22 protein-coding genes are annotated in these 24,128 nt (G+C 50.4%); 5 read left to right on the top strand and 17 right to left on the bottom strand.

Annotated features, from left to right (window positions below):
- Positions 1 to 12: 12 nt before the first annotated feature.
- Genes SPIRS_RS00180 through SPIRS_RS00170 form a run of 3 tightly spaced genes read right to left on the bottom strand, consistent with a single transcriptional unit; the run spans position 13 to position 3,718 of the window.
- Positions 13 to 978: an efflux RND transporter periplasmic adaptor subunit gene (locus SPIRS_RS00180; protein ID WP_013252661.1), complete on the bottom strand. Its 966-nt coding sequence runs from the start codon at positions 976 to 978 to the stop codon at positions 13 to 15.
- The gene (locus SPIRS_RS00175; protein ID WP_013252660.1) at positions 971 to 2,497 is read right to left on the bottom strand and encodes a TolC family protein; all 1,527 of its coding nucleotides are present in this window, start codon (positions 2,495 to 2,497) and stop codon (positions 971 to 973) included. Before SPIRS_RS00175 ends, SPIRS_RS00180 begins: the two co-directional genes overlap by 8 nt.
- 3 nt (positions 2,498 to 2,500) lie before the next feature.
- Positions 2,501 to 3,718, bottom strand: coding sequence for a TetR/AcrR family transcriptional regulator (locus SPIRS_RS00170; RefSeq protein WP_013252659.1), 1,218 nt, complete (start codon positions 3,716 to 3,718; stop codon positions 2,501 to 2,503).
- Between the two features lie 245 nt (positions 3,719 to 3,963).
- Between SPIRS_RS00170 and SPIRS_RS00165 the strand changes: the two genes are divergently transcribed.
- Entirely contained in the window at positions 3,964 to 5,430 is a 1,467-nt protein-coding gene (locus SPIRS_RS00165; RefSeq protein WP_013252658.1) for an aminoacyl-histidine dipeptidase, read from the top strand.
- Between the two features lie 35 nt (positions 5,431 to 5,465).
- Positions 5,466 to 7,343, top strand: a complete 1,878-nt coding sequence (locus tag SPIRS_RS00160; RefSeq protein WP_013252657.1) for a methyl-accepting chemotaxis protein — start codon at positions 5,466 to 5,468, stop codon at positions 7,341 to 7,343.
- A gap of 3 nt (positions 7,344 to 7,346) precedes the next feature.
- Here SPIRS_RS00160 and SPIRS_RS00155 read toward each other — a convergent pair whose 3' ends face one another.
- The 9 genes from SPIRS_RS00155 to SPIRS_RS00115 form a co-directional block, all read right to left on the bottom strand.
- Complete coding sequence (locus tag SPIRS_RS00155; RefSeq protein WP_013252656.1) at positions 7,347 to 8,396, bottom strand: PLP-dependent aminotransferase family protein; 1,050 nt, start codon at positions 8,394 to 8,396, stop codon at positions 7,347 to 7,349.
- 1 nt (position 8,397) lies between these two features.
- Entirely contained in the window at positions 8,398 to 9,474 is a 1,077-nt protein-coding gene (locus SPIRS_RS00150; protein WP_013252655.1) for a M42 family metallopeptidase, read from the bottom strand.
- Positions 9,475 to 9,480: 6 nt separating this feature from the next.
- Positions 9,481 to 10,242, bottom strand: a complete 762-nt coding sequence (locus SPIRS_RS00145; protein ID WP_013252654.1) for a creatininase family protein — start codon at positions 10,240 to 10,242, stop codon at positions 9,481 to 9,483.
- A gap of 61 nt (positions 10,243 to 10,303) precedes the next feature.
- Positions 10,304 to 11,833, bottom strand: coding sequence for an ABC transporter substrate-binding protein (locus SPIRS_RS00140; RefSeq protein WP_013252653.1), 1,530 nt, complete (start codon positions 11,831 to 11,833; stop codon positions 10,304 to 10,306).
- A 48-nt stretch (positions 11,834 to 11,881) separates the two neighbouring features.
- Positions 11,882 to 12,850 carry an ABC transporter ATP-binding protein gene (locus tag SPIRS_RS00135; protein WP_013252652.1) on the bottom strand — a complete coding sequence of 323 codons (969 nt, stop codon included), beginning with the start codon at positions 12,848 to 12,850 and terminating at the stop codon, positions 11,882 to 11,884.
- A gap of 1 nt (position 12,851) precedes the next feature.
- Positions 12,852 to 13,829, bottom strand: coding sequence for an ABC transporter ATP-binding protein (locus SPIRS_RS00130; protein WP_013252651.1), 978 nt, complete (start codon positions 13,827 to 13,829; stop codon positions 12,852 to 12,854).
- Between the two features lie 11 nt (positions 13,830 to 13,840).
- Positions 13,841 to 14,725 (bottom strand): ABC transporter permease, encoded by an 885-nt coding sequence (locus SPIRS_RS00125; RefSeq protein WP_013252650.1) that lies wholly within the window; start codon positions 14,723 to 14,725, stop codon positions 13,841 to 13,843.
- Entirely contained in the window at positions 14,722 to 15,711 is a 990-nt protein-coding gene (locus tag SPIRS_RS00120; protein ID WP_013252649.1) for an ABC transporter permease, read from the bottom strand. The genes SPIRS_RS00125 and SPIRS_RS00120 overlap by 4 nt, the downstream gene beginning before the upstream one ends.
- An 83-nt stretch (positions 15,712 to 15,794) precedes the next feature.
- Positions 15,795 to 16,658: a MurR/RpiR family transcriptional regulator gene (locus SPIRS_RS00115; RefSeq protein ID WP_013252648.1), complete on the bottom strand. Its 864-nt coding sequence runs from the start codon at positions 16,656 to 16,658 to the stop codon at positions 15,795 to 15,797.
- A gap of 195 nt (positions 16,659 to 16,853) precedes the next feature.
- On the opposite strand from SPIRS_RS00115, the gene SPIRS_RS00110 reads away from it, so the two are divergent.
- The gene (locus tag SPIRS_RS00110) at positions 16,854 to 17,354 is read left to right on the top strand and encodes a hypothetical protein (RefSeq protein WP_013252647.1); all 501 of its coding nucleotides are present in this window, start codon (positions 16,854 to 16,856) and stop codon (positions 17,352 to 17,354) included.
- On the opposite strand, the gene SPIRS_RS00105 is transcribed toward SPIRS_RS00110, so the two are convergent.
- From SPIRS_RS00105 to SPIRS_RS00095, 3 genes are read right to left on the bottom strand one after another with little or no spacing between them, the layout of a single operon-like run.
- Entirely contained in the window at positions 17,339 to 18,946 is a 1,608-nt protein-coding gene (locus SPIRS_RS00105) for a sensor histidine kinase (RefSeq protein ID WP_013252646.1), read from the bottom strand. The two genes, SPIRS_RS00110 and SPIRS_RS00105, sit on opposite strands and share 16 nt — an antisense overlap.
- Complete coding sequence (locus SPIRS_RS00100) at positions 18,946 to 19,518, bottom strand: ECF transporter S component (RefSeq protein WP_013252645.1); 573 nt, start codon at positions 19,516 to 19,518, stop codon at positions 18,946 to 18,948. The genes SPIRS_RS00105 and SPIRS_RS00100 overlap by 1 nt, the downstream gene beginning before the upstream one ends.
- A 41-nt stretch (positions 19,519 to 19,559) precedes the next feature.
- On the bottom strand, positions 19,560 to 20,789 hold the full coding sequence (locus SPIRS_RS00095) for an FprA family A-type flavoprotein (RefSeq protein WP_013252644.1): 1,230 nt from the start codon (positions 20,787 to 20,789) through the stop codon (positions 19,560 to 19,562).
- Positions 20,790 to 20,929: 140 nt separating this feature from the next.
- Here SPIRS_RS00095 and SPIRS_RS00090 point away from each other — a divergent pair, with 140 nt between their 5' ends.
- The gene (locus tag SPIRS_RS00090) at positions 20,930 to 21,895 is read left to right on the top strand and encodes a DUF6588 family protein (protein WP_013252643.1); all 966 of its coding nucleotides are present in this window, start codon (positions 20,930 to 20,932) and stop codon (positions 21,893 to 21,895) included.
- 64 nt (positions 21,896 to 21,959) lie between these two features.
- Here SPIRS_RS00090 and SPIRS_RS00085 read toward each other — a convergent pair whose 3' ends face one another.
- Entirely contained in the window at positions 21,960 to 22,481 is a 522-nt protein-coding gene (locus SPIRS_RS00085; protein WP_013252642.1) for a nitroreductase family protein, read from the bottom strand.
- Positions 22,482 to 22,536: 55 nt separating this feature from the next.
- Here SPIRS_RS00085 and msrB point away from each other — a divergent pair, with 55 nt between their 5' ends.
- A complete protein-coding gene (gene msrB, locus SPIRS_RS00080) occupies positions 22,537 to 22,944 on the top strand; it encodes a peptide-methionine (R)-S-oxide reductase MsrB (protein WP_013252641.1) in 408 nt (135 codons plus the stop codon).
- On the opposite strand, the gene SPIRS_RS00075 is transcribed toward msrB, so the two are convergent.
- Positions 22,941 to 24,083 (bottom strand): iron-containing alcohol dehydrogenase family protein, encoded by a 1,143-nt coding sequence (locus tag SPIRS_RS00075; RefSeq protein ID WP_013252640.1) that lies wholly within the window; start codon positions 24,081 to 24,083, stop codon positions 22,941 to 22,943. The two genes, msrB and SPIRS_RS00075, sit on opposite strands and share 4 nt — an antisense overlap.
- Between the last annotated feature and the right edge of the window lie 45 nt (positions 24,084 to 24,128).

Genomic DNA, 24,128 nt, shown 5'->3' with positions numbered 1-24,128 from the left:
AAAACTCCGTTATTAGTCGATAGAATCTTTAACGGGCAGAGGCTCTACCTTCTGAACGACTTTCACTAAAGAGCCGTCTTCAAGAAGTGTTTGGCCCCTGATAACGGTGGTCTCACCACCGGAAAGCCCTTCCAGGATCTCCTGCTTGCCATCGATCTCAATACCGGCCGTCACCTTACGCCTTTCAACACTGGACTCATCTTTTATTACAAAGACATAGTCTTCACCAAAGCGTTCGATAACCGCTGCCGAAGGAATTTTTACGACCCCTTCCTTGTCCTCGGTAATGATTTTGATCTTAGCGAACATTCCGGCTCTCACCCCATCGGTAGAACCGACAAAATCAAGCTTCAGGTCCATGGTTCGGCTGGAGGCGTCCACCATGGGACTCAATTCAACAACCTTGGCCATGAAGGTTTTGCCGGGAAAGGCATCAAGACTAACCAAAGCCTGCTGCCCCAGCTTCATCCTGCTGATAAAGCGTTCGGCAACATAGGTTTTGATCTGTAACTCATCCATCCTGCTGATTCTCACAATCGGAGACTGCTGGCTTACCATGGAACCGACTTCCACGGGAATACTGGTTATTGTCCCCGTAATGGCAGCCTTCACCGGACTTGCCGCATAGTTCATACCGGGTTTTGAGGGATCCACCTCCGCAACAACCTGGTTCTTCCGAACCGTATCCCCCACTGCTACCAGAATCCTGCTTACCTTTCCCGCTACATCGGGATAGGTATCGACCGTCGTCTTTGAAACGACATCGCCATTTACATTGAGATAGTTGTAGATCTGGCCCGTAACTGCTTCGGTAACACTCACGGCAAAGACCGTTTCCGTGTTCTCGTCTGCATCCTTCTCAGATCCTGCTTCGGTAGCATTTTCCTTGTTTCCCCGACCGGGAAGCTTATCGCATCCGGTAACAAAGATCAGCAGTGCAAAGAGCATCAGCAAAAGCCCTGCGGTTTTCCTATTCATCGTTTCCTTCCTTTATCTTATCCAGCGTTGTATTTAACGCATATTCAAGGTCCAACAAGCCTGTCACGTAGTTGTACTTCTCCTTCAGCAGCTCGTATTTCGCATTATTGAGCTCGATCTCGGCATTCTGCACCTCTAAAAGTTCCCGGCTTCCGGCACGGTAGGCCTCCTCCGCCATTCGATACGCTTGGTCTGCCAGTTCGATATTAAGTTTAAGGCTATCCATGCTGTTTTTCGAATGGTTCAACTGTTTTACAAGCGAATCAATCTCCATTTCGGCTCCCTCGATCGCCTGCATCAGACTGAGCCGAAGGCTCCTCTTATCGTCTTCTATACCGGCCAGCTCAACCTTTGTTTTGCTGCCGGGCAGAAACCCCTCCAGATTCATCGCAACCGTGATTCGGAACATCCCACTTTGCTGGTCCCAGCTGTCCGAATTGAAATAATCCCCGCCAAAAGGGTCGTTCATGGTCGGATCATAGCTCCAGCCTACGGTAAGACCCGGGGTAAAGGCCTGGGAGATGGTCGCACGACGTTGTACATCCAAGTTCTTGAGATTGTACAGAAGCGACTTGATATCGAGCCTTCCGGTAAGGTACTGATCGATCAGCGGATCGGCTTCAAGAGCGATGGGATCGGCCGAAATCTCACCGTCGAGATGCAGCTCCGTATCCTGGGAGAGCCCCAAGGTCATCTTGAAACCGGAAAGAGCCTGATCGTAACTAAGATCCATCGACTCCAGAGTCGGCTTCAAATTCTCCCAGGCGACCCTGGCCGAGAGCATCGTCAGTTCAGGAACCAGACCATTCTGGTAGTTGATCCTCGCCTGATCGTAACGGTCCTTGGCAGCGGCAATCTGCTGCACGAAGAGATCCCGGTTCTGCTGCATCAACAAGAGGTTGTAGAAGTTCTTGCGCACATCCCGCTCAAGCTGCTTCCGCGCCTGCTCATAATCGACAAGTCCCGACTCATAATTCAACCTCGTCGCGGTAATTCCGTCGAAAAGTGCCAGATTCAAATAAAGATTCGCATCGACTCCGAAGCTCTGATTCCAGCGGGAAAGCTCATAGGCCGAAAAGGTAGTAAAATCAAAACTGGTTGGTGCCTCATTCATCCTCTTCAGCGTCGTTGAAACCTGTAACGTCGGAAGAAAACTGTTCCAGACCGTGCTCAGGGCCCGGCGCTTCTTAACAAGACCAAGCTGGCTGGACTTCAGACTCAGGTTGTATTCCCGTGCCAGACCTACCGCCTTCTCCACATCAACGGTCAACTCCTCCTTCTGCCGCATGCGTTCCCTGGAAAGCAATGCAGCCTCACCTGCTCCGTCTGCGATATCCGCAGGAGCTTGCGAGTTCACCGCCCGTTCTATCGCGTTCTCATCCAAAGAGGGGGTTGCAAACTCTTTCAATTCGTCAAGAGAAGAAAAATCCGTATCAGTCCCGCTTTCCCGGCTTCCGCCGGCAAACAGAGCGGCGGGAAACAACATCGCCGCGCATAGCAAGAACCAAGCATGTTTCATTATTTACGCTCCTTGTACTCCATACAGCAAAAGTTGGTGCAGCGTCCGCAGGATCGGAAAAAGCTGATTAAAATCATTACCGCGTCGAAAATGTTCGGAAAGCTCCTGCATCAGCAAAAAATTTAAAAGACGAAGAAAACTGAGCAAAGGGACCTTCTCCGACATAACGCCCGCTTCAACTGCCTCTTCGACAAATCGATAAAATCTGATCACGCTGGAGATCGGATCCTCAGGGGGATGGAAAGCGATATCCTGGAAGCGATACCAGTTCATCGTTGCTAAAAACTCCGGCCGTCCCCACAAATAGCGCGCATGCAATACAAAATAAGCATAGAGCTGATCGGAAAAGGACTCCATTGGTTCAATATCCCTAATGACCAACGCGCCAAAAGCCTGCCGCTCCTGCTCAATCAATTTCCACAGCATCTCGTCACGATTCTCGAAGTAAAAGTAAAGACTACTTTTACTCATCCCCAGCCGATGCGCGATTTTTTCCACCGTGGTATTCCAAAGACCATTCTCAGCAACCACCTCGCTTACGGCATAAGTCACCCGATCGGTTTCGGGAAAATCCCCCTCGGAAAGGATACATCGCTCCTCGATCATCTGAAAATCGGGTATCTGACGATCACGGTTCAAGCTGATACCCGAGATAATCAAGCGGCGATTTACTTCCAGAAGGCTCTCAGCACCCCCCGCTATTTCTTCGTTTCCACAGTGTTCGACGGCAAGAAGAAAATTCGAAACCGACAGTATATAACGAACGATAACCGGTATCTGCGCCATTCTCCAGCCGAATTCCCTTGCAAGAGGCTCAGCAGGAAAAAGATCCATATTTCTCCGAAAGGTCATGGCCAGAAAGGAATCCCCGACTTGGGGCTTTCTGATAAAGCGAATCTGAGCAAACCGGAGGTAATGAGAATTCCGCGCAAAAAAACCTACAAAAATGCGGTTATACGCCTCCAGGGCCTCTGCAACACTCCTTTCGTCTCGATGCCTGATCACTTCATCACATAAGTGGTTGTACAAACGAAGAAAATACTCTTCCATGGCCTGAAGCAACGCCTCTTTTCCCGAAAAGTAGCGATACAACGCTGTTTTGCTTATTCCCATACGCGTTGCAACGGCTGAGAGGCTGGTCTTTTTAAACGAGCTCTCCGACCACACCCGAAATGCAGTTTCGATGATCTCTTCTCTTCTTCGTTTCTGCTTATCTGTCATATAAAGTTACCGACCGTTCGGTAACAAAAAATACCCATCTCATTTTAAACCGTCAATAGTTTGTCCTATTTTTTTCATCATTTTTTTATCAGGCTTCTCAATTTAAAGCTTCAAAGATACTAATAGGATAGTCCCTCACGTGACAAAAATCGGCCCCCTTTTCTTAATTTTCAGTCAAAAAGATATGAGCTCGCACCGGTATATGGTACTATAGTGGCGTAACGATACAAACTAAGGAGCCATCCATGAATAATAACCCTTTGGAGGGAAGAAAACCCGCTTCGGTCTGGCATTATTTTCAGACCATCAGCAAGATTCCCCGTTGCTCATGCAACGAGGCAGCGGTTCGTGATTATGTCCGGCAATTCGCAGAAGAGCATCATATGGCCTGGAAAATCGATGCGGCGGGCAATATTGCGGTAAAGAAGGGTGCTTCTGTCGGTAAGGAGGCCCATCCCGGAGTAGTCCTCCAGGGCCACCTCGATATGGTATGCGAAAAAAATCGTACGACCAAGCATGATTTTACCGTTGATCCTATCAAACTTGTAGTCGACGGCGACTGGCTCAAAGCCGACGGAACGACCCTGGGAGCCGACAACGGCATTGCGGTTGCCATGGCCCTGGCAGTCCTTGCATCTGATGAAATCAGCCACGGTCCTATTGAAGTACTCTTTACCGTTGACGAGGAAACGGGCTTAACCGGGGCAATGGGTCTTGATCCCTCCATAATCGAAGGAAAAATCCTTCTCAACCTCGACTCGGAGGAACCGGGGGTCTTTTACATCGGCTGTGCGGGAGGTGTCAACACCGAGGGAATGTTGCCGATTACAAGCGAGGCAGTACCCCAAGGGCGTGTCTGCTATACGTTGACGATTGAAGGGCTCCAAGGTGGACATTCGGGAGGCGAAATCCATCTCGGTCGTGGCAATGCCATCGACCTCGTTGGCAGGCTGCTCTGGGAACTGCGGAAGTTGGGAGATTTCAATCTCGTTTCCATCAACGGAGGGGGAAAACATAATGCCATCCCCAGAGAATGTCATGCCCGTTTCACCCTTTCAAAGGAAAAAGTCGCCGAAGCAGAGAAGCTGGCGAAAACAATCGGAAGAGAGATCAAAGCGGAATTGGGCGATAACGCACCGGGATTCAACCTCATCTTTGAAAAGGATACCGAAGCCGACGAACAGTTCGACCCTTCGTCTACAGACCGAATATGCTATATGCTGCGTATCATGCCCCACGGAGTGGCGGCAATGAGCCGGAGTATTGAGGGCCTGGTCGAAACAAGTACCAACTTTGCAGCAATCGAAACCCAAAAGGATTGCTGTAGTACGACGGTGAAGGTCTTAACAAGTCAGCGATCCTCGATCATGAGTGCTCTTGACGACATAGCTGCAAAGGTGAATGCTGCAATATGTGTCGTAGGCGGTCAGGTGCGCCACTATTCACGCTATCCTGCCTGGACGCCCAATCCGAACAGTAAACTCCTTGCCGAATGTAAACGAATCTACCGAGATTTTACCGGTGAAGAAGCCGTCCATGCCGCCATCCATGCGGGGTTGGAATGCGGTGTCATCGGCGATAAACTGGAGGGTATGGAAATGATATCCTTTGGGCCGGAAATGCTGGGGGTGCATACTCCGGAAGAACGGCTCAATATTCCCTCGGTGGAAAAGCTTTGGGGCTTTCTTATCAAATTGCTGGAAAACGTATAAAATAAGAAATAAAGTGTCCTGTTCGGAGGAGTTCCATGACCCGCTTTAAAGACATTCCCATCACGGCTAAAATTTTGACCATTACACTGCTGGGTATTGTCACCCTTTCTGTTATTTTCTCTGTGGTTTTTACCAATGCGATTGGAAGCCAGGCGGAAAAAGCAATCCTGGAGAAAAGCCATGCGGTAGTCTACACTGCGGAAGCAGCACGAGAGAATATGGCCCATAAAATCAATATGGGGGTCATTCGAAATTTTGATGATCTTGCCGCCGAGGGCGACAGGGATAAACTACTCGAAGCCGTTCCCATCATCACCGCCATCAGTATTGCAAAAGAAAATGCTGAAAAGGCCAACTATCAGTTTCGTGTTCCGAAGGTCTCACCCCGTAACCCGGAGAACGAACCGACGGAACTCGAGGCAAAGGTTCTTGAAGAGCTGAAAGCAAAAGGCCTCGAAGAGAAAGTGATCTACGAGGAAAACCAGATCCGTTATTTTCGCCCCATTAAGCTGACCCAGGAGTGTCTTCTCTGCCACGGCTCACCGGCCGGAACCCCCGATCCCATCGGTGGGATAAAAGAGGGATGGCAGGTGGGTGAAATCCACGGGGCCTTTGAGATCATAAGCAGCCTGGAAGCTGCAAAAGCCACGACGACCAAGGCGGCGATACAAATCACGCTTCTCTCGCTCTCGATTATGTTCCTCCTCGGCCTCTTTCTCTGGTTCAGCATTAAAATGATTACCAGACCGTTGAAAGACTATATCCAGAACTTCGAAGCGGTCAGTGCCGGAGACCTCACCGTAAGCAGCGGTGTCGATTCAAGGGACGAAATCGGGCAACTTTCGGATTACTTCAATAAATTTGTTTCTTCACTCCACGGAATGATTCTCGATATCGGAAAGGTAACCAGGAATACCCGAAGTATCAGTGAAGACCTTGCATCCAGCTCCACCGAAACAGCGGCTGCCGTGGAGGAGATTAGAGCAAACAGCGATCAGATGAAAAACCAAATGCACCATTTGGATAAGGAGGTCCATTCCTCAAAAAGCTCGGCCGACGAGGTAAGAGTTTTTATCCAGCGGGTCAATGAACAGATTCAGAGTCAGGCCTCGGCAATTACCGAATCTTCGGCTTCAATCGAAGAGATGTCCGCAAGTATCAACTCTATAGCCCATTCCAGTGCCGAAAAACTGAAAATTGCCGAAGAGCTTGAGCATACCTCTGAACAGGGCAGCAGCGAAATGGGAATCACCCGGGAAGTCATGAAAAAGGTGGCTGAATCTGCGGATGTCATGATGGAGATGATCGAGGTGATCGACGCTATTGCCAGCCAAACCAACCTCCTTGCAATGAACGCTGCAATTGAAGCGGCCCATGCAGGAGAAGCAGGTAAGGGTTTTGGTGTTGTTGCCGACGAAATCAGGAACCTTGCCGAATCGAGTTCAAACTCCGCAAAAGAGATCTCCAAAAGCTTGAAAGAGGTTATCGAGAATATCTCCGTTACGGACAAATCAACCGAGCGGACCGGAGAAATGTTCGACAGGATGCTCCAAATGATCAAGGAAGTCTCCCGAAGCATGAACGAGATGCAAAATGCTACCCAGGAGCTTTCCATCGGTAGCGGACAGATTGTTGAGGCATTGGGTTCTCTGGTTCAAATAACCCAGGACGTGCAAAATTCGTCGGGTGAAATGGACCAGAAGGTTGCCGCCATCACATCCAGTCTGGAAACCCTCCAGAATATCTCTGCAGAGTCGACGGCAGGCATGGAAGAGATGGCCCTTGGGATTCTCGAAATTGCCCAGGCGGCCCAGAATGTATCAAATGCAGGGGATCAGAACTCCGGCAGTGTCAGGGAACTGGAGGAACTGGTCGCACGGTTTCAGGTGCGAGAAGAGAAGAACGAAGAGTAGGAGTCAGATCCTGCTGTACGCATTAAGACAGGAAGCAAGCAGTCGCATATCCTCGGCGCCGTAGCGCTGGTCAATCTGGATCGAGCAGATATGATTATAGATCCACTCTGCCCCGGGGTAGGAAGAAATGTCCCCAATCATCGGGGGAATGGGCCAGTAGACGGTAGTAGCGACATCCCGCTGGGCAAGAAAGGAACGCAGGTCCTCCCGGTCATCCGCATAAAGTGAAAAATGGCTTGGTGTCGCATTCTCAGGCAGGAGTGGGAAAACAGGTGCCCAGCCCGTCGGAGGACCGAGAAGTCCCAGCAGAAGGCCGTAGTTTGCCCGTCTTCGTGCAATCATATCGTCATAGGGATAGTATTCGAGAATTCGTCGAGATTGTTCATCGCTGCCATAGGCATCAAAACTTTTTCTGAGAGCCAGTTCCGTCTCCCAGAAAACGGATGAAGCCTCGGAGGACGCATGTAAATCACCCTTTTGTGCTTTTCCGGCTAACTCAAGGGAAGCGTAGCGTCCGGCAAGATGTTCTGGATCTACAGGAAGGGGGGAGATCGAAAAATGTCCCTTTCGTTTCGCGGCAATTCCTCCACAGGCTATCCCCATCCACTTTCGCATGCTGCCCGCAATGTAATCCGCCGCAGGGTCCGGCTGAAAAGGAGTATGTGTCGTGTCGTGTATAATAACAATGCCGCGTTCGGCGCATCTCCTCACGAATTCCCGATCATAGGTGGAAACACCGTAATATCCGCACAGGGAAAGAAGCGAAACTTCATCAAGTTCTTCTTCGCGGAACCGGGGTCGCAATCCTTCCGGATCAATATCGTAAAACCTGCAGGAATAGCCGGCCTTCAGGTAGCTAGCAAGGACCGTTTCGCAGGTATATGCCGGCGCGTAGACCACCCGCCGGCTATCTGAAGGCAAAAAATCCAGTAAGCATGCATAGATTGCGCATCGTCCGGACATGCAAAAACACACATCGGAACCAAGGGAAGCAGGATACTCCTGCCGTTTGTTGCCCACCGCTTCCAGTGGAAACATCCTTCCAATACCCATGTCAAAAACCAGCAATAATATCGTGTGTAATATTCCGTATGATCTTCACTGCAAGCTCAACCCCGTGGGCGAAGTCGCTATATGAGGATATCCCGTAATGGGTATGTGCATAGCGAACGGGAATACCAACAACAATGGCGGGAACTCCTTGATTGGAAAGATGAATAGGGGCACCGTTGGTTGCACCACCGGTCCTAACGGCGCGTTGCACGGGAATAGCCTCCCTCTTGGCTATATCAAGCGCGTAGCGCTGAAAGCGGGGATTCGTAATCATACGGGCATCGATGTGACGAAGCATCGGCCCGCGCTTCAGCACGGTCTGTGCCTGATAAGCGGGAACCACCGTATCGTCGGCGGGACACCCCTCAAAAACGATCGCAAGATCGGGAGTAACACGCTGTGCCGTAACGGCGGCCCCTCGGGTCCCGACCTCTTCCTGAGAAGCAAAGGCCCCTACTATATTAAGCGGCAGCTCATCCCCCCGGAGCTCTTCCATGGCGGAAACAACGGCCGCACATCCGAGGCGGTTGTCGAAGGCCTTGCCCATGAGGATATCATGCACCTCATCGTAGCTGCAGTGGGCATCAGGAACCACCGGAGCGGCTATCTCTATCAGATATTCATGCTCAATCTCTTCCGCCGAACTTGCACCGACGTCAATAACCAGATCCCTAACCTCCAGAGGAGCCTTGCGCTCCGCTTCGGTGAGAAAATGGGGAGGCTTACTTGCGACCACGCCGGGGATGTAGAGACCGTCTCTGTTACGTACCCTGACCAAATGTGCAGGGATATTGAAAGGAACCCACCCTCCGATGGTAATGAACTCCAGCATCCCGTCAGGCCTGATCGCCTTCACCATAAAGCCTACCTCATCGGTATGAGCATCAAGAAGGAGAACGGGTCTATCCTTTCCGTTGCCGCTGCGTTCCAGATAAAGATTGCGGAGGCTGTCTTCACTGAAGTTCCCAAGATCCTCTGCCTCTTGCCTAATAAGCTCTACCACCGCATCCTCGAATCCCGAGATGCCGTTTGCGTCGCTCAGGCGCTGAATTCTCCGTATACTTGCTTGTTTGTCCATGTTTGCCTACAGTTCCACCTTCTCGAATTCCTTCAGGAAGGAAACCATGAAGTTTGTAAAGGTTTGGAGCATCTCGCTCCCCCACTCGACGGTGGCATATTTGGGATGATCAGGTCCGATCCAGCCGTTGCTGGTTACGTGATTGGTCAGCCTCGGAATCGTAACGGTGATATTGTCGTACTGCACCGTATTGAAACCGGATCCCTTGATGGTATCGGAGAGATCGGTGATTTCAAGGGGTAAATCGATATAAGAGCGGTCGACCAGGTCGGGATCAATGGCCATAACGGCTGCCGTTTCCTCACCACCGCCGTGCCCGCCCTTCCATTCGGGGTTCATCTCCCAAACATTGAGCCACCAATTGAGAATCGCCATGAGACAGCCATCCGCATCCAACTCGTAGCCGATACGTTCCAGCGCCTTAATATTTCCACCGTGCCCATTCAGCACAACGAATTTCTTTGCTCCGTGTCGTTTCAGATTTTCCACAATCGTTTTCATCAGCTCGTACAGAAGATCCGTTCCCAGGTTGACGGTCCCAGGGAAGGGGTACAAGCTTTCACAGGCACCGTAAGGAATGGTCGGCGCAATAAGAAATCGGTCCTCCTGCCTACGCAAAAGTTCGATGATTTTGTCCGGAATAAGAGTATCGGTCCCCAAAGGCATATGCTTTCCATGGCATTCGATACTTCCGATGGGAATAATGACTAAATCCGATTCCTTGAAATACTTCTCGGCTTGCGGCCAAGTCATTTCAGATAACAACATGCTCTCCTCCTATAGATGGGAAAAGGGCCCTTTTGGGCCCCTTTTCCCGAAATATGAACGACTAATTATGAACGGTGACACCTTCGAGTTTGTGATATCCAATGGGGTCGAGAGCAAAGTTCTCGACCTTATTGCTCGAACCCGCCGTAATTGCGGTATAAATAATCGGAGCGTTGTTGGCAATATCCTTGAGCAGAATTGCAAGATCCTTATACGCTTCGCGACGGGTGTCCGTATCGGTATTGGTCCTGGCAAGCTCGATAAGGCGGTCGACCTCGGGATCGGCGATAAAGGTACGGTTTCCGGCTGCACCCTGCTGTGATGAGTGCTCCAGGGAGTAGTAGGTGTAATCAGCGTCCTTGGTGGAGGTAACCCAGCCGAAGTAAGCCATATCGTGCTCACCGCTGGTGGAACGACTGATGAAGGCACCAAATTCCATTACTTCGATCTTGCAGGTGATACCAACCTCTCTGAGCATCTCCTGAATCGCCTGACACATCTCAACACGGGTCTGGTTGTTATTGACCCAAAGGCTACAGGAAAAGCCGTTCGGATAACCGGCTTCGGCAAGCAGTTTTTTAGCCTTCTCGGGATTGTAGTCATACTGTCCCGGAGAGTAGTAGCCGAAAACCGCCGGAGCAATAATCGCATCGGCGGGAGCACCGGTACCGCTGTTTACCGTATCGACCAAAAGCTGCCGATCGATGGCGTAGTTGATCGCCTGTCGGACCAGCTTGTTATCGAAGGGTTTCTTTCTCATGTTCATGGAGATATAGAAACAGGTAAGGGAGGGTGCTTCGTAAAGGGTAAGTTTTTCGTTCTCTCTTACCCTCTTCAGGTCGGAGGTAAGAATATCATAGGAAAGATCCACTTCGCCAGTCTCCAGCGCGATGGTCCTCTGAGCAGCCTCGGGAATAACCTTCATAACCAGGTACTTGGTTTTCGGAGCACCGGCATAATAGTCGTCGAAGGCCTCAAGCTTACAGCTGTCACTCTGGGCCCATGAGACAAATTTATACGGCCCCGAACCGACGGGCTTGGTCTTGAGGATGTCGGGATTTGCCTCCACATAGTCCTTCGGAACAATGGCGGCAAAGGGAACCGCAAGGTTACGCAGGGCAGGGGCATAGGGAGCCTTGGTGGTCACCACTACGGTATAGTCGTCCTCAATCTTTACATCCTTGATAAAATCAACGATGTAAGAGACTGCTGCACTGGCAATGGCCCGGTCAAGAGAGAATTTTACATCATCGGCAGTAAGATCCTCGCCATTGTGAAATTTCAATCCCTTACGGATGAAAAACCTGTAGGAAACATCGGAAATCTGTTCCCATCGTTCAGCAATCTGAGGAACCACCTCACCGCTGACCGAATCGATATCCACCAAGGTATCGTAGATGTGGTTGGTCACGGCCACGGCGGGAGTTTCCTTTCCAATGTGAGGATCAAACGAGGTAACGTCCGCTCCCTGTGCAAAGGTGATGGTGTCCTTGTACCCACCTGAAGCGGCGGATGCTTCACTTGCTCCATTAGCAAAAACAAACGAGCAGGCGATGAGCAAGAACAGCAAACATGTCAGAGCTTTTTTCATGCTTCTCTCCTTTTTCTTGATATCGTTTTACCCTGCAAAGCGGGGCTATCAAGTCTTACCAATCATGATGCAAGCCGCAAAGTGGTTCGGCTCAACCTCAATAAAGGGAATATCCCCCTTCAGGCACGCCTCCGTTGCCTTAGGGCAGCGTCGCGCAAACCGGCACCCCGGTTTTGGATCGATAGGGCTTGTCAATTCCCCTTCCAGTAAGATACGGCTGACTGGAAAATCTGGATCAGGAACGGGAATGGCCGATAGCAGGGCCTGTGTATAGGGATGGAGCGGATTGGCAAAAAGCGCGGAAGCCGGGGCTTTTTCCACCATCTTTCCCAGATACATAACCAAAATCTCATTGGAAAGATGCTTCACCACCGAAAGATCGTGGGTAATGAACAGGTAGGTAAAGCCGAATTCCTCCTGAAGATCCTGCATCAGGTTGAGTACCTGTGCCTGAATCGAGACATCAAGGGCGGACACCGGCTCATCACACACGATAAACTGCGGCCTGAGGGCAAGTACCCGGGCAATTCCAACCCGCTGTCGCCTGCCGCCATCCAGCTCGTGGGGATAGCTGTTGATGAGCCTGGGGGCAATACCCACCATATCCATCAATTCCGTTACCTCTTTCTCGAGCTTGGCCTTGTCTTTCCTTCCAACAAGCTTCTGGATGAGAAGGCTCTCGGAAATGGTCTCTCCCACGGTCATACGGGGGTTAAGAGAGGCAAAGGGGTCCTGAAAAATGATCTGCATATGCTTACGCAGATTTTTCATCTCCCGTTTGTTGCAACTGTTAATTTCCCGGCCTTCGAACCAAATGTTCCCGCTTGTCGGTTCGTGAAGCCGAAGGATGGTTCTGCCGAGGGTCGATTTACCACAGCCCGATTCGCCGACTACTCCGAGGGTCTCTCCCTTGTTGATGGAAAAGGAAAGGTCATCAACCGCATGAAGCGACCCCGAGGGGGTATCAAAGTATTTCTTCAGATGCTCGACTCTCAGGATCTCCTGTTTTTCTGCCATATCAACCCCTCTCCTTTGCGAGATAGCATCTGACCAGCTGACCAGCGCCAATATCGGTAAGAGGTGGTACCTTGCCATAGCATGGTTCGAAGGCATGCTTACATCGGGGGTTGAATTTGCACCCCACCGGCAGATTGGTGGGATCGGGCATCATTCCCTTAACCGGATTGAGGCGATGAACCTCTTTTTTTGCAAGAGAAGGGATCGATTCGAGCAGCCCAATGGTGTATGGGTGGGTCGGATTCTTGAAGATCTGGCGAATGGTCCCCATTTCGACAATCTCTCCCGCATAGATAACCGCCACCCTGTTGCAGTTCTGGGCTACAACCCCAAGATCATGGGTAATAAGGAGCATGGCCGTGTTCATCTTTTCCTTCAGGGTCCTGATCATGTCCAAAACCTGCGCCTGGATGGTCACATCCAGAGCCGTGGTCGGCTCATCGGCAATTAACAGCTTCGGATTGCAGGCAAGGGCGATGGCAATAATGACGCGCTGCTTCATCCCACCGGAAAACTGATGAGGGAATTCATGTGCCCGATCTGCGGAGATTCCAACCAATTCCAGCATATCGTTTGCCTGCTTCCGCAGCTTTTCCTTCGAGAGTTCCCGATTGTGGGTGGCAATCACCTCCTGTATCTGTTCGCCGATGCTCAAGATCGGGTTCAGGCTGGTCATCGGATCCTGAAAAATCATGGAAACGGACTTACCGCGAACAGTTCGCATCTCGGCTTCGCTCAGCTTCAGCAAGTCCCTACCCTCGAACATGATTGATCCGGATTTGATCTTTCCCGGAGGAGAAGGAACCAGGCGCATGATTCCCCTTGCAAGGGTTGTCTTTCCCGCCCCAGTCTCCCCGACCAAACCAAGTGTCTCTCCCTGCCCCACAGAAATGGAGACTCCGTTCAGCGCCTGCACAATACCATCGTCTGTTTCATAATTAACGGTCAGGTTATCTACCGTGAGTAAAGGCTCGTCCATCGTTACGCTCCTCAGTTCTTCAGATGCGGGTCAAGTGCATCGCGTAGCCCGTCACCCATGACATTCAGTGCCAAAATGGTTAGCATGATGCCGAGCCCCGGGATAACGGTGATGTGCCACCCCTCACGAATGTAGGAACGGGCACTCGAGAGCATCGATCCCCACTCAGGAGTGGGAGGCTGAATACCGAGCCCCAAAAACGAGAGTCCGGCTATGGACAGAATTGCACCAGCCACGCCCAATGTGGCCTGGACGATCAAGGGTGCAAGTGAATTCGGAATGATGTACTTGAAGATGATCCTTCCGTCTCCCGCCCCTAGCGCCCTTGCCGCCTCAATGAACTCCTGGTCCTTGATCGTCAGCACCGAAGCCCTGACGGTACGGGCAAAGGTGGGTACATAGCTGATGGCAATCGCCAAAAGCAGGTTGGTAAGACTCGTTCCTAAGGCGGCAACAATAGCGGTTGCCAAAAGCATGGATGGAATGGCAAGAAGGACATCCATGAAGCGCATGATGATATTGTCGGTCGCCTTGCCATAATAGCCGGCGATCGCCCCAAGTATGCCACCGGCAATGGTGGATAGGGCAATCGCAATCGTCCCCATAAAGAGCGAATAGCGAATTCCCCAAATCATACGAAGGAAAATATCCCGGCCGAACTCATCAAGGCCAAAAATGTGCTCGGGGCTGGGCCCTTTTAGACGAAGTCGCAGGTTCTGTTTAATGACATAGTCATTATAGATCGCGTTGTGCATCACCAAATCTATGACGATCGTTGCAATGGCGATCAGCACCAGGGTAATTAAAAAAAGCATACCGGCAACGGCGAGCCTGTTCTTTTTCAGCCTTCTCCAGGTTTCTTTCCAGAGGGAACGAGCCTTGGGTCCGCTACTCATGCTGCAATACTCCTCTTTCGAAAGCCAATCCGTTTTACCCCAGCCTTATCGTATTGACTTTTGATGCGTGGATCGATAAACGCGTAGATAATGTCGACGAGAAGATTTACAAATGAAAACATAACCGCCATGAAAATCACCGCCCCAAGGACCATCGGGATGTCTTTACTGGTAATCGAATCCACCATCAGTCGCCCAAGCCCCGGCCATGAGAAAATCGTTTCGGTAAGCATCGCCCCTCCCAGTAGCTGCCCAAATTGCAAACCTACCGCCGTAACGATCGGAATCATTGCATTCTTCAGCATATGGTGTCTGGTGACGGCCTTTTCGGAGAGTCCCTTTGCCCGTGCAGTAGAGATATAATCCTGGCGGATCACCTCAAGCATGGAAGATCGGGTCATTCGAACAACGGTTGCGGCAGCCCCTGTTCCCAGGGTGATCGCCGGGAGAACCAGACTTCTCAATAACGGAAAAAAGCCTGTTCCCATCCCCTGGGAGGGCAGCCAACCAAGTTTCAATGCGAAAAAGAGAGAAAGGAGAAGCCCAAGCCAGAAGTTGGGCATGGACACACCTATGAGGGAAAGCACCATCGAGGAGTTGTCCATGAAGGTATATTGCTTCTTTGCAGAGAGGATACCAATCGGAATTCCAATCAAGAGGGCAACCAAAATACCGGCAACGGCAAGGATAGCGGTGTTGGGAAACTTATCCCACACCTGATCCCAGACCTTGATTTGGTTTTTGTATGAGGTACCTAGATCCCCATGAAACATATCATTTACGTAGTTGAGGTAACGTATCGGTATGGGTTTATCGAGTCCAAGTTCGATCCGCTTCAGGGCAAGAGCCTCGGCACTAGCCTGATCACCAAGGATAATTGCAGCAGGATCGCCTGGAGTCAGTGCCATGATAAAAAATACAATAAAGGTCACACCGATGAGCACAGGAATCATCATCAAGAGTCGTTTGAGGATATATTTCCACATGAGAAGAGCCCCCGAAAAAGGTTAGATAGATGGTATCAGAGCTGGGGAAGAGGGTCAATATAAACTTTAATTTAAAGTTTTTACTACAATTCGCTATTGAACAACTTAAGGTAATGTTCGTATTGCTGGGCAAGATCCTCTTGGTGGGAGAATTCGTCCTCCTGTTTCTCAGCAAGGAAGAGTACGGCAATGATATCTATGATCGCCATAATAGAGGTGGGAGAATTGGTGAGCCCCATCAATTCCGTCGGGCAGATCAGTGCGGTCTCAGCCATGGAAACCAAGGGCGAAAGGGTACTGTCGGTAATGGTAACCACGGAAATCCCCCGGGACCGACACATACGGGTAGTTGCAATGGTATTTTTCCCGTAAGGAGGAGTTGCTATAGCGATTAAAAGACTCTCTTCTGGATTACAACTTAGCAGCCGAAAAATCGTTTTGTGGGGATTATCCATATCCAATTCACTGATATCTACCCCCAAAAGCGAGAGCCTATAGGTAATAACCGAAGAAAAAATACGACTTGCACCATGTGCGGCTACAAAAACCCGACGGGCCTTCCGTATCATCTGAATGAAGGAAAGAATTTGTTTGGGACCGTTATGCTCAAAGGTCGATCGCAGGGCCTTCTGTTCCGACTTAACAACCTGGTCGAACAATTCGTTACTGTCGCTGCTTCGACTTGCAAGGGCCTTCATTCGATCCGCGGGCCTTGTCCAGATTAATACATGCGATTGCAGAGCTTTTTTTAGTTCGACATAACGTCCGAGCCCCAGAGAACGGCAAAAATTGAGAACGGTGACCTCGGTAGAACGAGCCTCTTCAGCAAATTCCTTCAAAGAGAGAAAACAGCAGCGAGTCGGATTTTCCAAAATAAATGAAGCAATACGCTTTCTGGTGCTGTTGTAGTTGGGATACTCACTTTTGATCTGTTCAAGGATGTCCATACAAACACTCCTTCCGAGAGTGTGGGATGGTACCATGTTCCACAGGCGGGGAGCAAGGGCGGTATCAGGTAGTGTTAGGAATCCTGGTGGTGATTCACTGCCAAAATTCGCAACAGTAACACAAGCCGTTCACATTCGGTTCACATCACAGGCCTATTATTGGTATCAGACAACGAAAACCGAAGGAGGCGTTTAATGAAAAAATACACGATTATGTTCATTATTGCTGCTGGAATGGTTTTTTCTTCCGGCTCTACCCTTTTTGCAGAGGGGGCCCAGGAAGATGAAGACTTTCGGGATAATCCCTACCAAACAGTAACCGTAAGCGGAAAGATCTATGCAAGTTTTTCAGGCTTTCCCGAGTTGAAAGGAGACGACGGAAAAACCTACCGCTTGATGTTCCCCATGTTTCTTGCAGACAGTCTTGAACTTTCCAATGGAGAAAGCGTAAGTGTAGAAGGATTTTCTGCTCCCGCAAACTGGCGGCCGACAAGAAATCCCAGTGATGCGGTCTATCTTCGCTTGGTGAAAGCGACCATAGACGGTCAGACCTACGACCTTTCCCGCTTCTACGGCCATATGGGTCCCGGAGGTCCCGGAAGGTTCCATGAGGGATGGGGCTGTTTCGAATCAGGTTACGATGATTCGAACCATATGGTACCTGCGCCTGGAATGGGAGGCTATCGTCGCAGATAGTCTCTATTATTCTCCTCCGGAAGCCCCACAAAGCGGGCTTCCGGTAGGGGAAATTCTACCGTTATCTGAGCACCGGAACCTTCATACCCGCAATTCTTCAATACAAATTCACCGCGTAATTGTGTAGCCAGCTGCTTTATCATGAAAAGTCCCAAATGATTCTTTCCGTCAAAATCAAGTTCAGCTGGAAAGCCCGCACCATTATCTTTTATGCACAAAACAACCGTATTGTTAATCTCGCGTACAAGGATCTCCAGAACGTTGTTTCTCCCCGGAGCAAAGGCATGTTTAATTGCATTCGCCACTGCTTCGTGAATGATCAGAGAAAAAGCCGTCGCATCACCAACATTTATGGCAAGGTTATCGCACTTGACCGACAAACGAATAGCCAAGCCCATACCGATGGAAGAAATAAGCAATTCACTTATCTCCTTAATGAGATCCCGCAGAGGAACCTGCTCGAACTGCTCGTTGGTATAGATCACTTCATGTACTTTCGCCATTGAAACGACGCGGCTCTGGAGTTCGGCAAAGCGATCCCTTCCCTCGTCGGTGGTACCTCCTGTATTCCGGATAAGATTGGCCAAACTTGAAATAATCTGGAGGTTGTTTTTAACTCGATGATGAATCTCTTTGAGAAGAATTTCTTTCTCACGAAGGGCATGTGCCAGTGCATCCCGGGAAATCTCCAACTGCCGACGCTGCTCGACAAGGGCATCGGTTGCCTGACGAATGCGCTTGTCCAATTGAAGTTTCCAGAACCAAAAGAGAGAGAAAAGCAAGCCAACCATAAGAACGAGGCCTACCGCTGCTATTAGCGGCCAGCGGATCGACCATCCCCTGAAGAAACCAGTTTGCCGGTGAATTGTAAGATTGCGGGCAAAGGGGCTCATTGAGGAAAAACCTTCTTGAATATCTTCCAGAAGCTCTTTCGGGCCCTTTACCAGTACAGGTGCAAAGGGCATTGAAAACGAAAGTGCCTTCCCCGAACGAAAGGCACGGGCATTTCCGGTGATACCAATCTGATGAATCATAGAAGGGGGGTAACCGACAAAAAGATGAATTTGATGGCTCAGGACGGCAGCCAACAATGCCTGTCTGCTGTCATAGCTTCTGATCACCAAAGAAGGATAAGCCTCTGCAAGAGGCGCTTCTATCCCGGAATCAGCAGCGACTCCCACCACATATCCGGCCATTTCCTCAATCCTGATAATACCGCTGATTCTTTTGTGATAGAAAATGGAAGGTTGAACCTCATAATATACCTCACCATGTTCAAACCGACCGGCATCATCGGAAAAACCGGGGATACGATCATGGGCAAGTACAATAGGACCGGATGCATCGTTTCCGGCAAGATCCATGACATCTTTGAAGTTATCGACCAGGAGATAGGAAACCTCAACCCCACTTTCTTTTGACCAAAGATCCCATACATCCACCAGGATTCCTCTGGGGCGGCCCTTGTCATCAAGGTATTCATAGGGGACGTTGCCGTTTGCTCCCCCCACTACCGTCAGATTCTGTAGACAAAAAATCTCCGGAACACAAATAACGAGAGAAAAAAACAAAACGGCAAAGAAATTCCTCATTAAGCATAGCCTTTCCACCGTTCCGGGAACAATAGCAGGAAAATCCAGATGAGAAAGGCGCTGAACAATTTATCGCCAATGTTGACCGGAAGCCTGACAAGGAACGTGGATGAAAAAATTTCTCTACCGGAAGTCGCCATACCTGCAACAAAAGCGTCGATAACCCCTCCGCTAACTCCGCCGAAAACAAATACGGTTATTACGGTACCCAATAATGAACTAACAAGGGCAGAAACCAGCGCCCCAATAATAACCACGAAAAGGGAACGAAAACGAAAATGCAAGGAAAAAAGGCCGACAATAATTCCAATAACGATATTGACCAGGGCAAAGGGGATCATAACGGGATTGTCGATAAGTCCAATTAAGAGATTTGAAAAGAAACCGCAGGCGGCACCCAACCACGGACCTAAAACAGCAGCAGCCAAAAATGTCCCCATACTGTCGAGAAACAGCGGCAGCTCCAGCCAATACACAATGTAGTAGCCGACAAGGTTGATCCCCATCCCAAGGAAGAGGATGAAGATCAAACCTGGACGTTCAAGTAATAATTGACCGGCACGAATTTTCATAGGCTGAATTGTATCATGCCAAGAAGAACAAACAAACGCTCTTATTTGTCGGCTTGACACATTTTCTTTACGGCCCGGGCAAGTTCAGCCCCTCGCTCACGCCCCAATGCCAGGTCGTCGGCATCAGGTGCACCCGCGAACTCAAGAGCCTCCATGCAGTTCCATTTCATCGAGGAAGTAAACTCTTCAAGCTGCTTTTGTGCACCCCCCGACCAGCCGTACGAGCCGAATCGAAAAGCCGTTCTACTCTGAACATGACTTCGATCAAGAATATCAAGTACATGCGCCATCGGCGGAAACATCTTATACTCATAGGTAGGCATACCAAGCACTATACCCGTTGATCTCCAGGCATCCGCCAGAACAAAAGAAACGTGCTCCTGAGGCACCCGGTGCACATGAACGGGAACCCCCTCCGACCGTATTCCTTCCAAAACCGGTTCGACCATTCTCTGGGTATTGCCGTACATACTGCTCCAGACAAAGGTAATCTCGGGAAGAGCAGGCCCTTTCATCCAGGATGCATACTGAGCGTACTGTTCGACGATTTTCTCGGGTTCTTCCCGCCAAATGGGACCATGGCTTGGCGCCACTACATCGATTTCCAGATTTTCAAGCTTTTTAATTGCACGTTCGACAAAAGGGCTGAAGGTAGAAACGATATTGGCATAGTAGCGGAGGGTCTCGCGATCAAAAAAATCCTTTTCGCTGGCGGAAAGTTCATCGTGAAAGGCCTTGTTTCCCATGGCGCCGAAAGAACCGAACGCATCGCAGCTGAAAAGGACCTTTGAGGAGCGCTCCCAGGTAACCATTGTTTCCGGCCAATGAACATTTGGCGTATCTTCGAAAAACAGCGTCTTGCCGTCTCCAAGGTCAAGGCTATCACCGGAACTTACGGCCTTCACGCCCTCTTCAATGCCGTAGAAATTCTTTATCAGGGGAATCGACTTCTTACTGGCGAGAATCTGCAGCTTCGGATTCTTTTCCCGAAGCTCCCGCAACCAACCGGTATGATCCGGTTCCATATGGTTGATGATCAGATAATCAATCTGATCAAACGAGACACCTACCGATGCGAGCTGAGACGCAATCTGTCCCGGAGCATCGTCCCAATCCTTTACAAGATCGATAAGTGCTATCTTTTCCCCTTTTACAAGATAGGAGTTGAGGCTTACTCCATTAGGAAGGGGCCAAATACCTTCAAAGAGATCTTTATTTCCTATGTTGGCACTAATGCGATAAATACCGTCGCGTATCCGTATTGCCTGCATGACTCTCTCCTTTAGACTTTATTTCGAAAATCACTTACGCTTACATAGTAGCGCTAAGCGAAAAAGAACGCAAAGGGTTCCTGAAACCGATTCGAAAGTGCGTTATAGTAGAATAGCGGTATCAACACCAAGGAGGTTTTATGAAAAGAGTCATTACAGTGATGATCCTGGCCCTGTTGATAGCAGTGCCGATGTTTGGGCAAATACAATATTCCGATCTTGAATCATCCTTTGCCACCTTTGCCGATGATGTTGCCGAGGCACTGCCGTTCGCGGCTGCGGCTACCGGCCTCACCTGGTCGGATGCCAGGGTAAAGGGCTTCCCCCACTTCGGTATCGGCCTTTCGGTATCGGCGGTTACCATTCCGAAGGAGGCCTTCGAAGATGTTGCAACTGCTCTAGGCTTTGAGCTTCCAAGCGAAATAACTGATTCCAGTCTGGGAGTTCCCCTGCCCGGCTACGCTGTCGACGCACGATTGGGGCTTCCTTTTATCCCCTTCGACATTGGCGCAAAATTCGGTTATCTCACCCCTTCAATGGGTGATGCCCTCGAAGGTTCAACCGGCCTTACCGCCGAATATATCCTGGCAGGTCTTCAGGTTCGTTATCCCCTTCTTAAAGACCGTCTGCTTATTCCCGCAGTCAGCGTGGGACTCGGCTATACCTACCTCAACGGCTCGGTTGCCATGGAAACCACGGGAATGGCAAATCAGATTGACTTTCCCGGCGGAGAAACTCTCAATATAGGTAATCCCGATGCCGTCTTTGCATGGAAGACCCATGCAATCGACCTCTCGGTCCAGGCAAGCAAATCCCTGCTCATCCTCACCCCCTATCTCGGGGCAGGCTACTCCTACGGCTGGTCGCGGGCCGGCGGAGGTGTTAATGCAGATATAACCGGAGACGTAGATGCTGTGGAAGATAATTATGATGTGGAAATCACCGACGACGGTTTTGTGGTCTACTCCGATGCCAGCGGCGGATCTTTCAGGGCATTCGGCGGGCTAAGCTTCAATCTGACGATACTGAAACTGGACCTGAACGCCCAGTACAACTTTACCACTCAGTCCCTAGGCGGCGGTCTGAACGCCCGTATCCAGATCTAAGAATTCGTTTAAGAATTTTCGATACAAAAGGCCGGCCCCGGAAACTGGGTCGGCCTTTTATTTTCTACCAGCGATCGTAATGAATCTTTTCCGGCTTCCACTTATTCTTGGGCCGGTCACGATCCTCAAGAGGCTGGCCGACAGCAATAGCATTCAAGGGAATGACGCGCTCAGGAAGACCTAAAATCTCAACCACCGGTTTCATCCGGTCGGCTTCCGGATACACGGCGGTCCAGACTGCTCCATAACCGAGAGCCTCTGCCGCCAGAAGGATGTTCTCGGTTGCCGCAGAGGTATCCTGTACCCACAGCTTTGCCTCTTCATTGGAAAGCGTGCGCAGGTCTCCGCAGACAATAACGGCCGCCGTTGCCTGAAGAAGCATTTTCGCATAGGGAAGAGCATCTCCAAGCATATCGAGTTGCTGTCGATCCCGTACTGCAACAAAGGCCCACGGCTGTTTATTCATTCCGGAAGGTGCAGCCATTCCGGCCCGCATGATCGTCTCGAGGTCCTCCTTTGGGATCTCTCCGGCTCCATAATGGCGTACACTTTTTCTTTGCAAAATGGTTTCGATAATTTGGTTCATCGATGTGGACTCCCTTTGCTTAACATGAGTATGTTAAGAATATAAGGAGGCTATTATGGAATCGTCCAGTAAGATGCCCCACGGTGAAAGTGAATGGCGGGACAAACTCGGCCCGGAACGATATTATGTGTGCAGGATGAAGGGAACGGAGGCCCCTTTTTCCGGGAAACTATGGGATGAACACAGGAAAGGAACATACCACTGTGTCGGCTGCGGAACACCACTTTTTCGTTCGGAAACAAAATATGACTCGGGAAGCGGATGGCCCAGTTTCATGGATCTCATCGATCAGAAGAGAGTGGAACGCCGTACCGACAGTAGTCACGGCATGATCCGCACCGAGCTGCTCTGTGCCCGGTGCGGGTGCCATCTCGGCCATCTTTTTGAAGATGGCCCGCAGCCTACAGGCTTACGCTACTGCATTAATTCGGTATCCCTGAAATTCATCGCCGCTACTTCTTAGAAAATTGTTTCGAAGATCGAGCGACAGGCCTTGGAATCGGCACCTCGGGGATTGTTCCGGATGAGAAACATCTTGGAGGCATTGTTCCCGAACTCCTCGAAGTCGACCGCATTGTGTACGACCTCCTCAATTGCGGAGCCGAGCTCCAATTCTTCCAGCAAATCTTCCACAGCAACAACAGCCGCCTCAGCCGCATCCCGGGGAGTCATGCCGGTGGTATCATACCCCATCAATTCGGCAACAACGGCAAATTTCTCATGTCGGGCCGGCAGATTGTATCGCATTCCATGTGGTAGCAGCATGGCATTTGCCAAGCCATGAGAAACATGGAGATAGGCACAAACAGGACTTGAAAGGCTATGAACGATGCCGAGCCCTGCCTGGTCCATAGCAAGGCCGGCAAGAGAACTGGCAGTACCCATCGCCTCCCGCGCCTCAATATCCCCGCCATAAGAAAAGGCTCGGGGAAGATGATCCGCAATCAATTCGATGGCCTTTTCACAAAGCGCATCGGAAAATGGGTTGGCCCCTAAGCCGACATAGGCTTCTATGGCGTGGGTCAGGGCATCCATTCCGGTGATCGCGGTAAGATAGGGTGGAAGGCCTATCATCAACTCAGGGTCTACAAAAGCGGCTTTGGGAAAAATCTCCCTGGCATTAATGCCCTTTTTCATGTTTCTGCTGGTGATGACGGCCACTCCCGTCACCTCACTACCAGTACCTGCGGTTGTCGGCAGCGCATAGAGCGGAAGGGGGGCATTGACAAAGGGTTTTCCCTCCCACTGGTAGTCTGAAAGCGGTCCATCGTTCCGTGCCATGCAAGCAGCGGCCTTCGCAGTATCGAGGGGGCTTCCCCCGCCTATGGCGACAATAACGTCGGCCTGCATTGCTTTAACCGCTTTGACTACCCTAAGTACTGTTTCCTCATCGGGGTTGGGATCGATATCGGAAATTAGCTTCCAGGAAATATCTGCCTCATCGAAAATCGTTGTCACCAAATCCAGAGGGGGCGCGCCGACCAGCCCCTTATCCGTTACCAGCGCAACCTTCGCCTCCTGAGGGATACACTCCGCAAGGCCAGAGCGACAACCCCGCCCACAGTAGAGGGCGGTGGGAAGATTCAGAATCGCTTTTTTCATTGCTTATGCTCCTTACCAAATCTGGATTTCCTTCCGGCTCATGGC

This window comes from Sediminispirochaeta smaragdinae DSM 11293 (genome assembly GCF_000143985.1).
GTDB lineage: Bacteria > Spirochaetota > Spirochaetia > DSM-16054 > Sediminispirochaetaceae > Sediminispirochaeta > Sediminispirochaeta smaragdinae.
This window is presented reverse-complemented; position numbering and strand designations above follow the sequence as displayed.

Excerpts from the sequence above, each read along its gene's own strand:
- SPIRS_RS00180 (WP_013252661.1), bottom strand. The coding sequence starts at position 978 with ATGAATAGGAAAACCGCAGGGCTTTTGCTGATGCTCTTTGCACTGCTG.
- SPIRS_RS00175 (WP_013252660.1), bottom strand. The coding sequence starts at position 2,497 with ATGAAACATGCTTGGTTCTTGCTATGCGCGGCGATGTTGTTTCCCGCC.
- SPIRS_RS00170 (WP_013252659.1), bottom strand. The coding sequence starts at position 3,718 with ATGACAGATAAGCAGAAACGAAGAAGAGAAGAGATCATCGAAACTGCA.
- SPIRS_RS00165 (WP_013252658.1), top strand. The coding sequence starts at position 3,964 with ATGAATAATAACCCTTTGGAGGGAAGAAAACCCGCTTCGGTCTGGCAT.
- SPIRS_RS00160 (WP_013252657.1), top strand. The coding sequence starts at position 5,466 with ATGACCCGCTTTAAAGACATTCCCATCACGGCTAAAATTTTGACCATT.
- SPIRS_RS00155 (WP_013252656.1), bottom strand. The coding sequence starts at position 8,396 with ATGGGTATTGGAAGGATGTTTCCACTGGAAGCGGTGGGCAACAAACGG.
- SPIRS_RS00150 (WP_013252655.1), bottom strand. The coding sequence starts at position 9,474 with ATGGACAAACAAGCAAGTATACGGAGAATTCAGCGCCTGAGCGACGCA.
- SPIRS_RS00145 (WP_013252654.1), bottom strand. The coding sequence starts at position 10,242 with ATGTTGTTATCTGAAATGACTTGGCCGCAAGCCGAGAAGTATTTCAAG.
- SPIRS_RS00140 (WP_013252653.1), bottom strand. The coding sequence starts at position 11,833 with ATGAAAAAAGCTCTGACATGTTTGCTGTTCTTGCTCATCGCCTGCTCG.
- SPIRS_RS00135 (WP_013252652.1), bottom strand. The coding sequence starts at position 12,850 with ATGGCAGAAAAACAGGAGATCCTGAGAGTCGAGCATCTGAAGAAATAC.
- SPIRS_RS00130 (WP_013252651.1), bottom strand. The coding sequence starts at position 13,829 with ATGGACGAGCCTTTACTCACGGTAGATAACCTGACCGTTAATTATGAA.
- SPIRS_RS00125 (WP_013252650.1), bottom strand. The coding sequence starts at position 14,725 with ATGAGTAGCGGACCCAAGGCTCGTTCCCTCTGGAAAGAAACCTGGAGA.
- SPIRS_RS00120 (WP_013252649.1), bottom strand. The coding sequence starts at position 15,711 with ATGTGGAAATATATCCTCAAACGACTCTTGATGATGATTCCTGTGCTC.
- SPIRS_RS00115 (WP_013252648.1), bottom strand. The coding sequence starts at position 16,658 with ATGGACATCCTTGAACAGATCAAAAGTGAGTATCCCAACTACAACAGC.
- SPIRS_RS00110 (WP_013252647.1), top strand. The coding sequence starts at position 16,854 with ATGAAAAAATACACGATTATGTTCATTATTGCTGCTGGAATGGTTTTT.
- SPIRS_RS00105 (WP_013252646.1), bottom strand. The coding sequence starts at position 18,946 with ATGAGGAATTTCTTTGCCGTTTTGTTTTTTTCTCTCGTTATTTGTGTT.
- SPIRS_RS00100 (WP_013252645.1), bottom strand. The coding sequence starts at position 19,518 with ATGAAAATTCGTGCCGGTCAATTATTACTTGAACGTCCAGGTTTGATC.
- SPIRS_RS00095 (WP_013252644.1), bottom strand. The coding sequence starts at position 20,789 with ATGCAGGCAATACGGATACGCGACGGTATTTATCGCATTAGTGCCAAC.
- SPIRS_RS00090 (WP_013252643.1), top strand. The coding sequence starts at position 20,930 with ATGAAAAGAGTCATTACAGTGATGATCCTGGCCCTGTTGATAGCAGTG.
- SPIRS_RS00085 (WP_013252642.1), bottom strand. The coding sequence starts at position 22,481 with ATGAACCAAATTATCGAAACCATTTTGCAAAGAAAAAGTGTACGCCAT.
- msrB (WP_013252641.1), top strand. The coding sequence starts at position 22,537 with ATGGAATCGTCCAGTAAGATGCCCCACGGTGAAAGTGAATGGCGGGAC.
- SPIRS_RS00075 (WP_013252640.1), bottom strand. The coding sequence starts at position 24,083 with ATGAAAAAAGCGATTCTGAATCTTCCCACCGCCCTCTACTGTGGGCGG.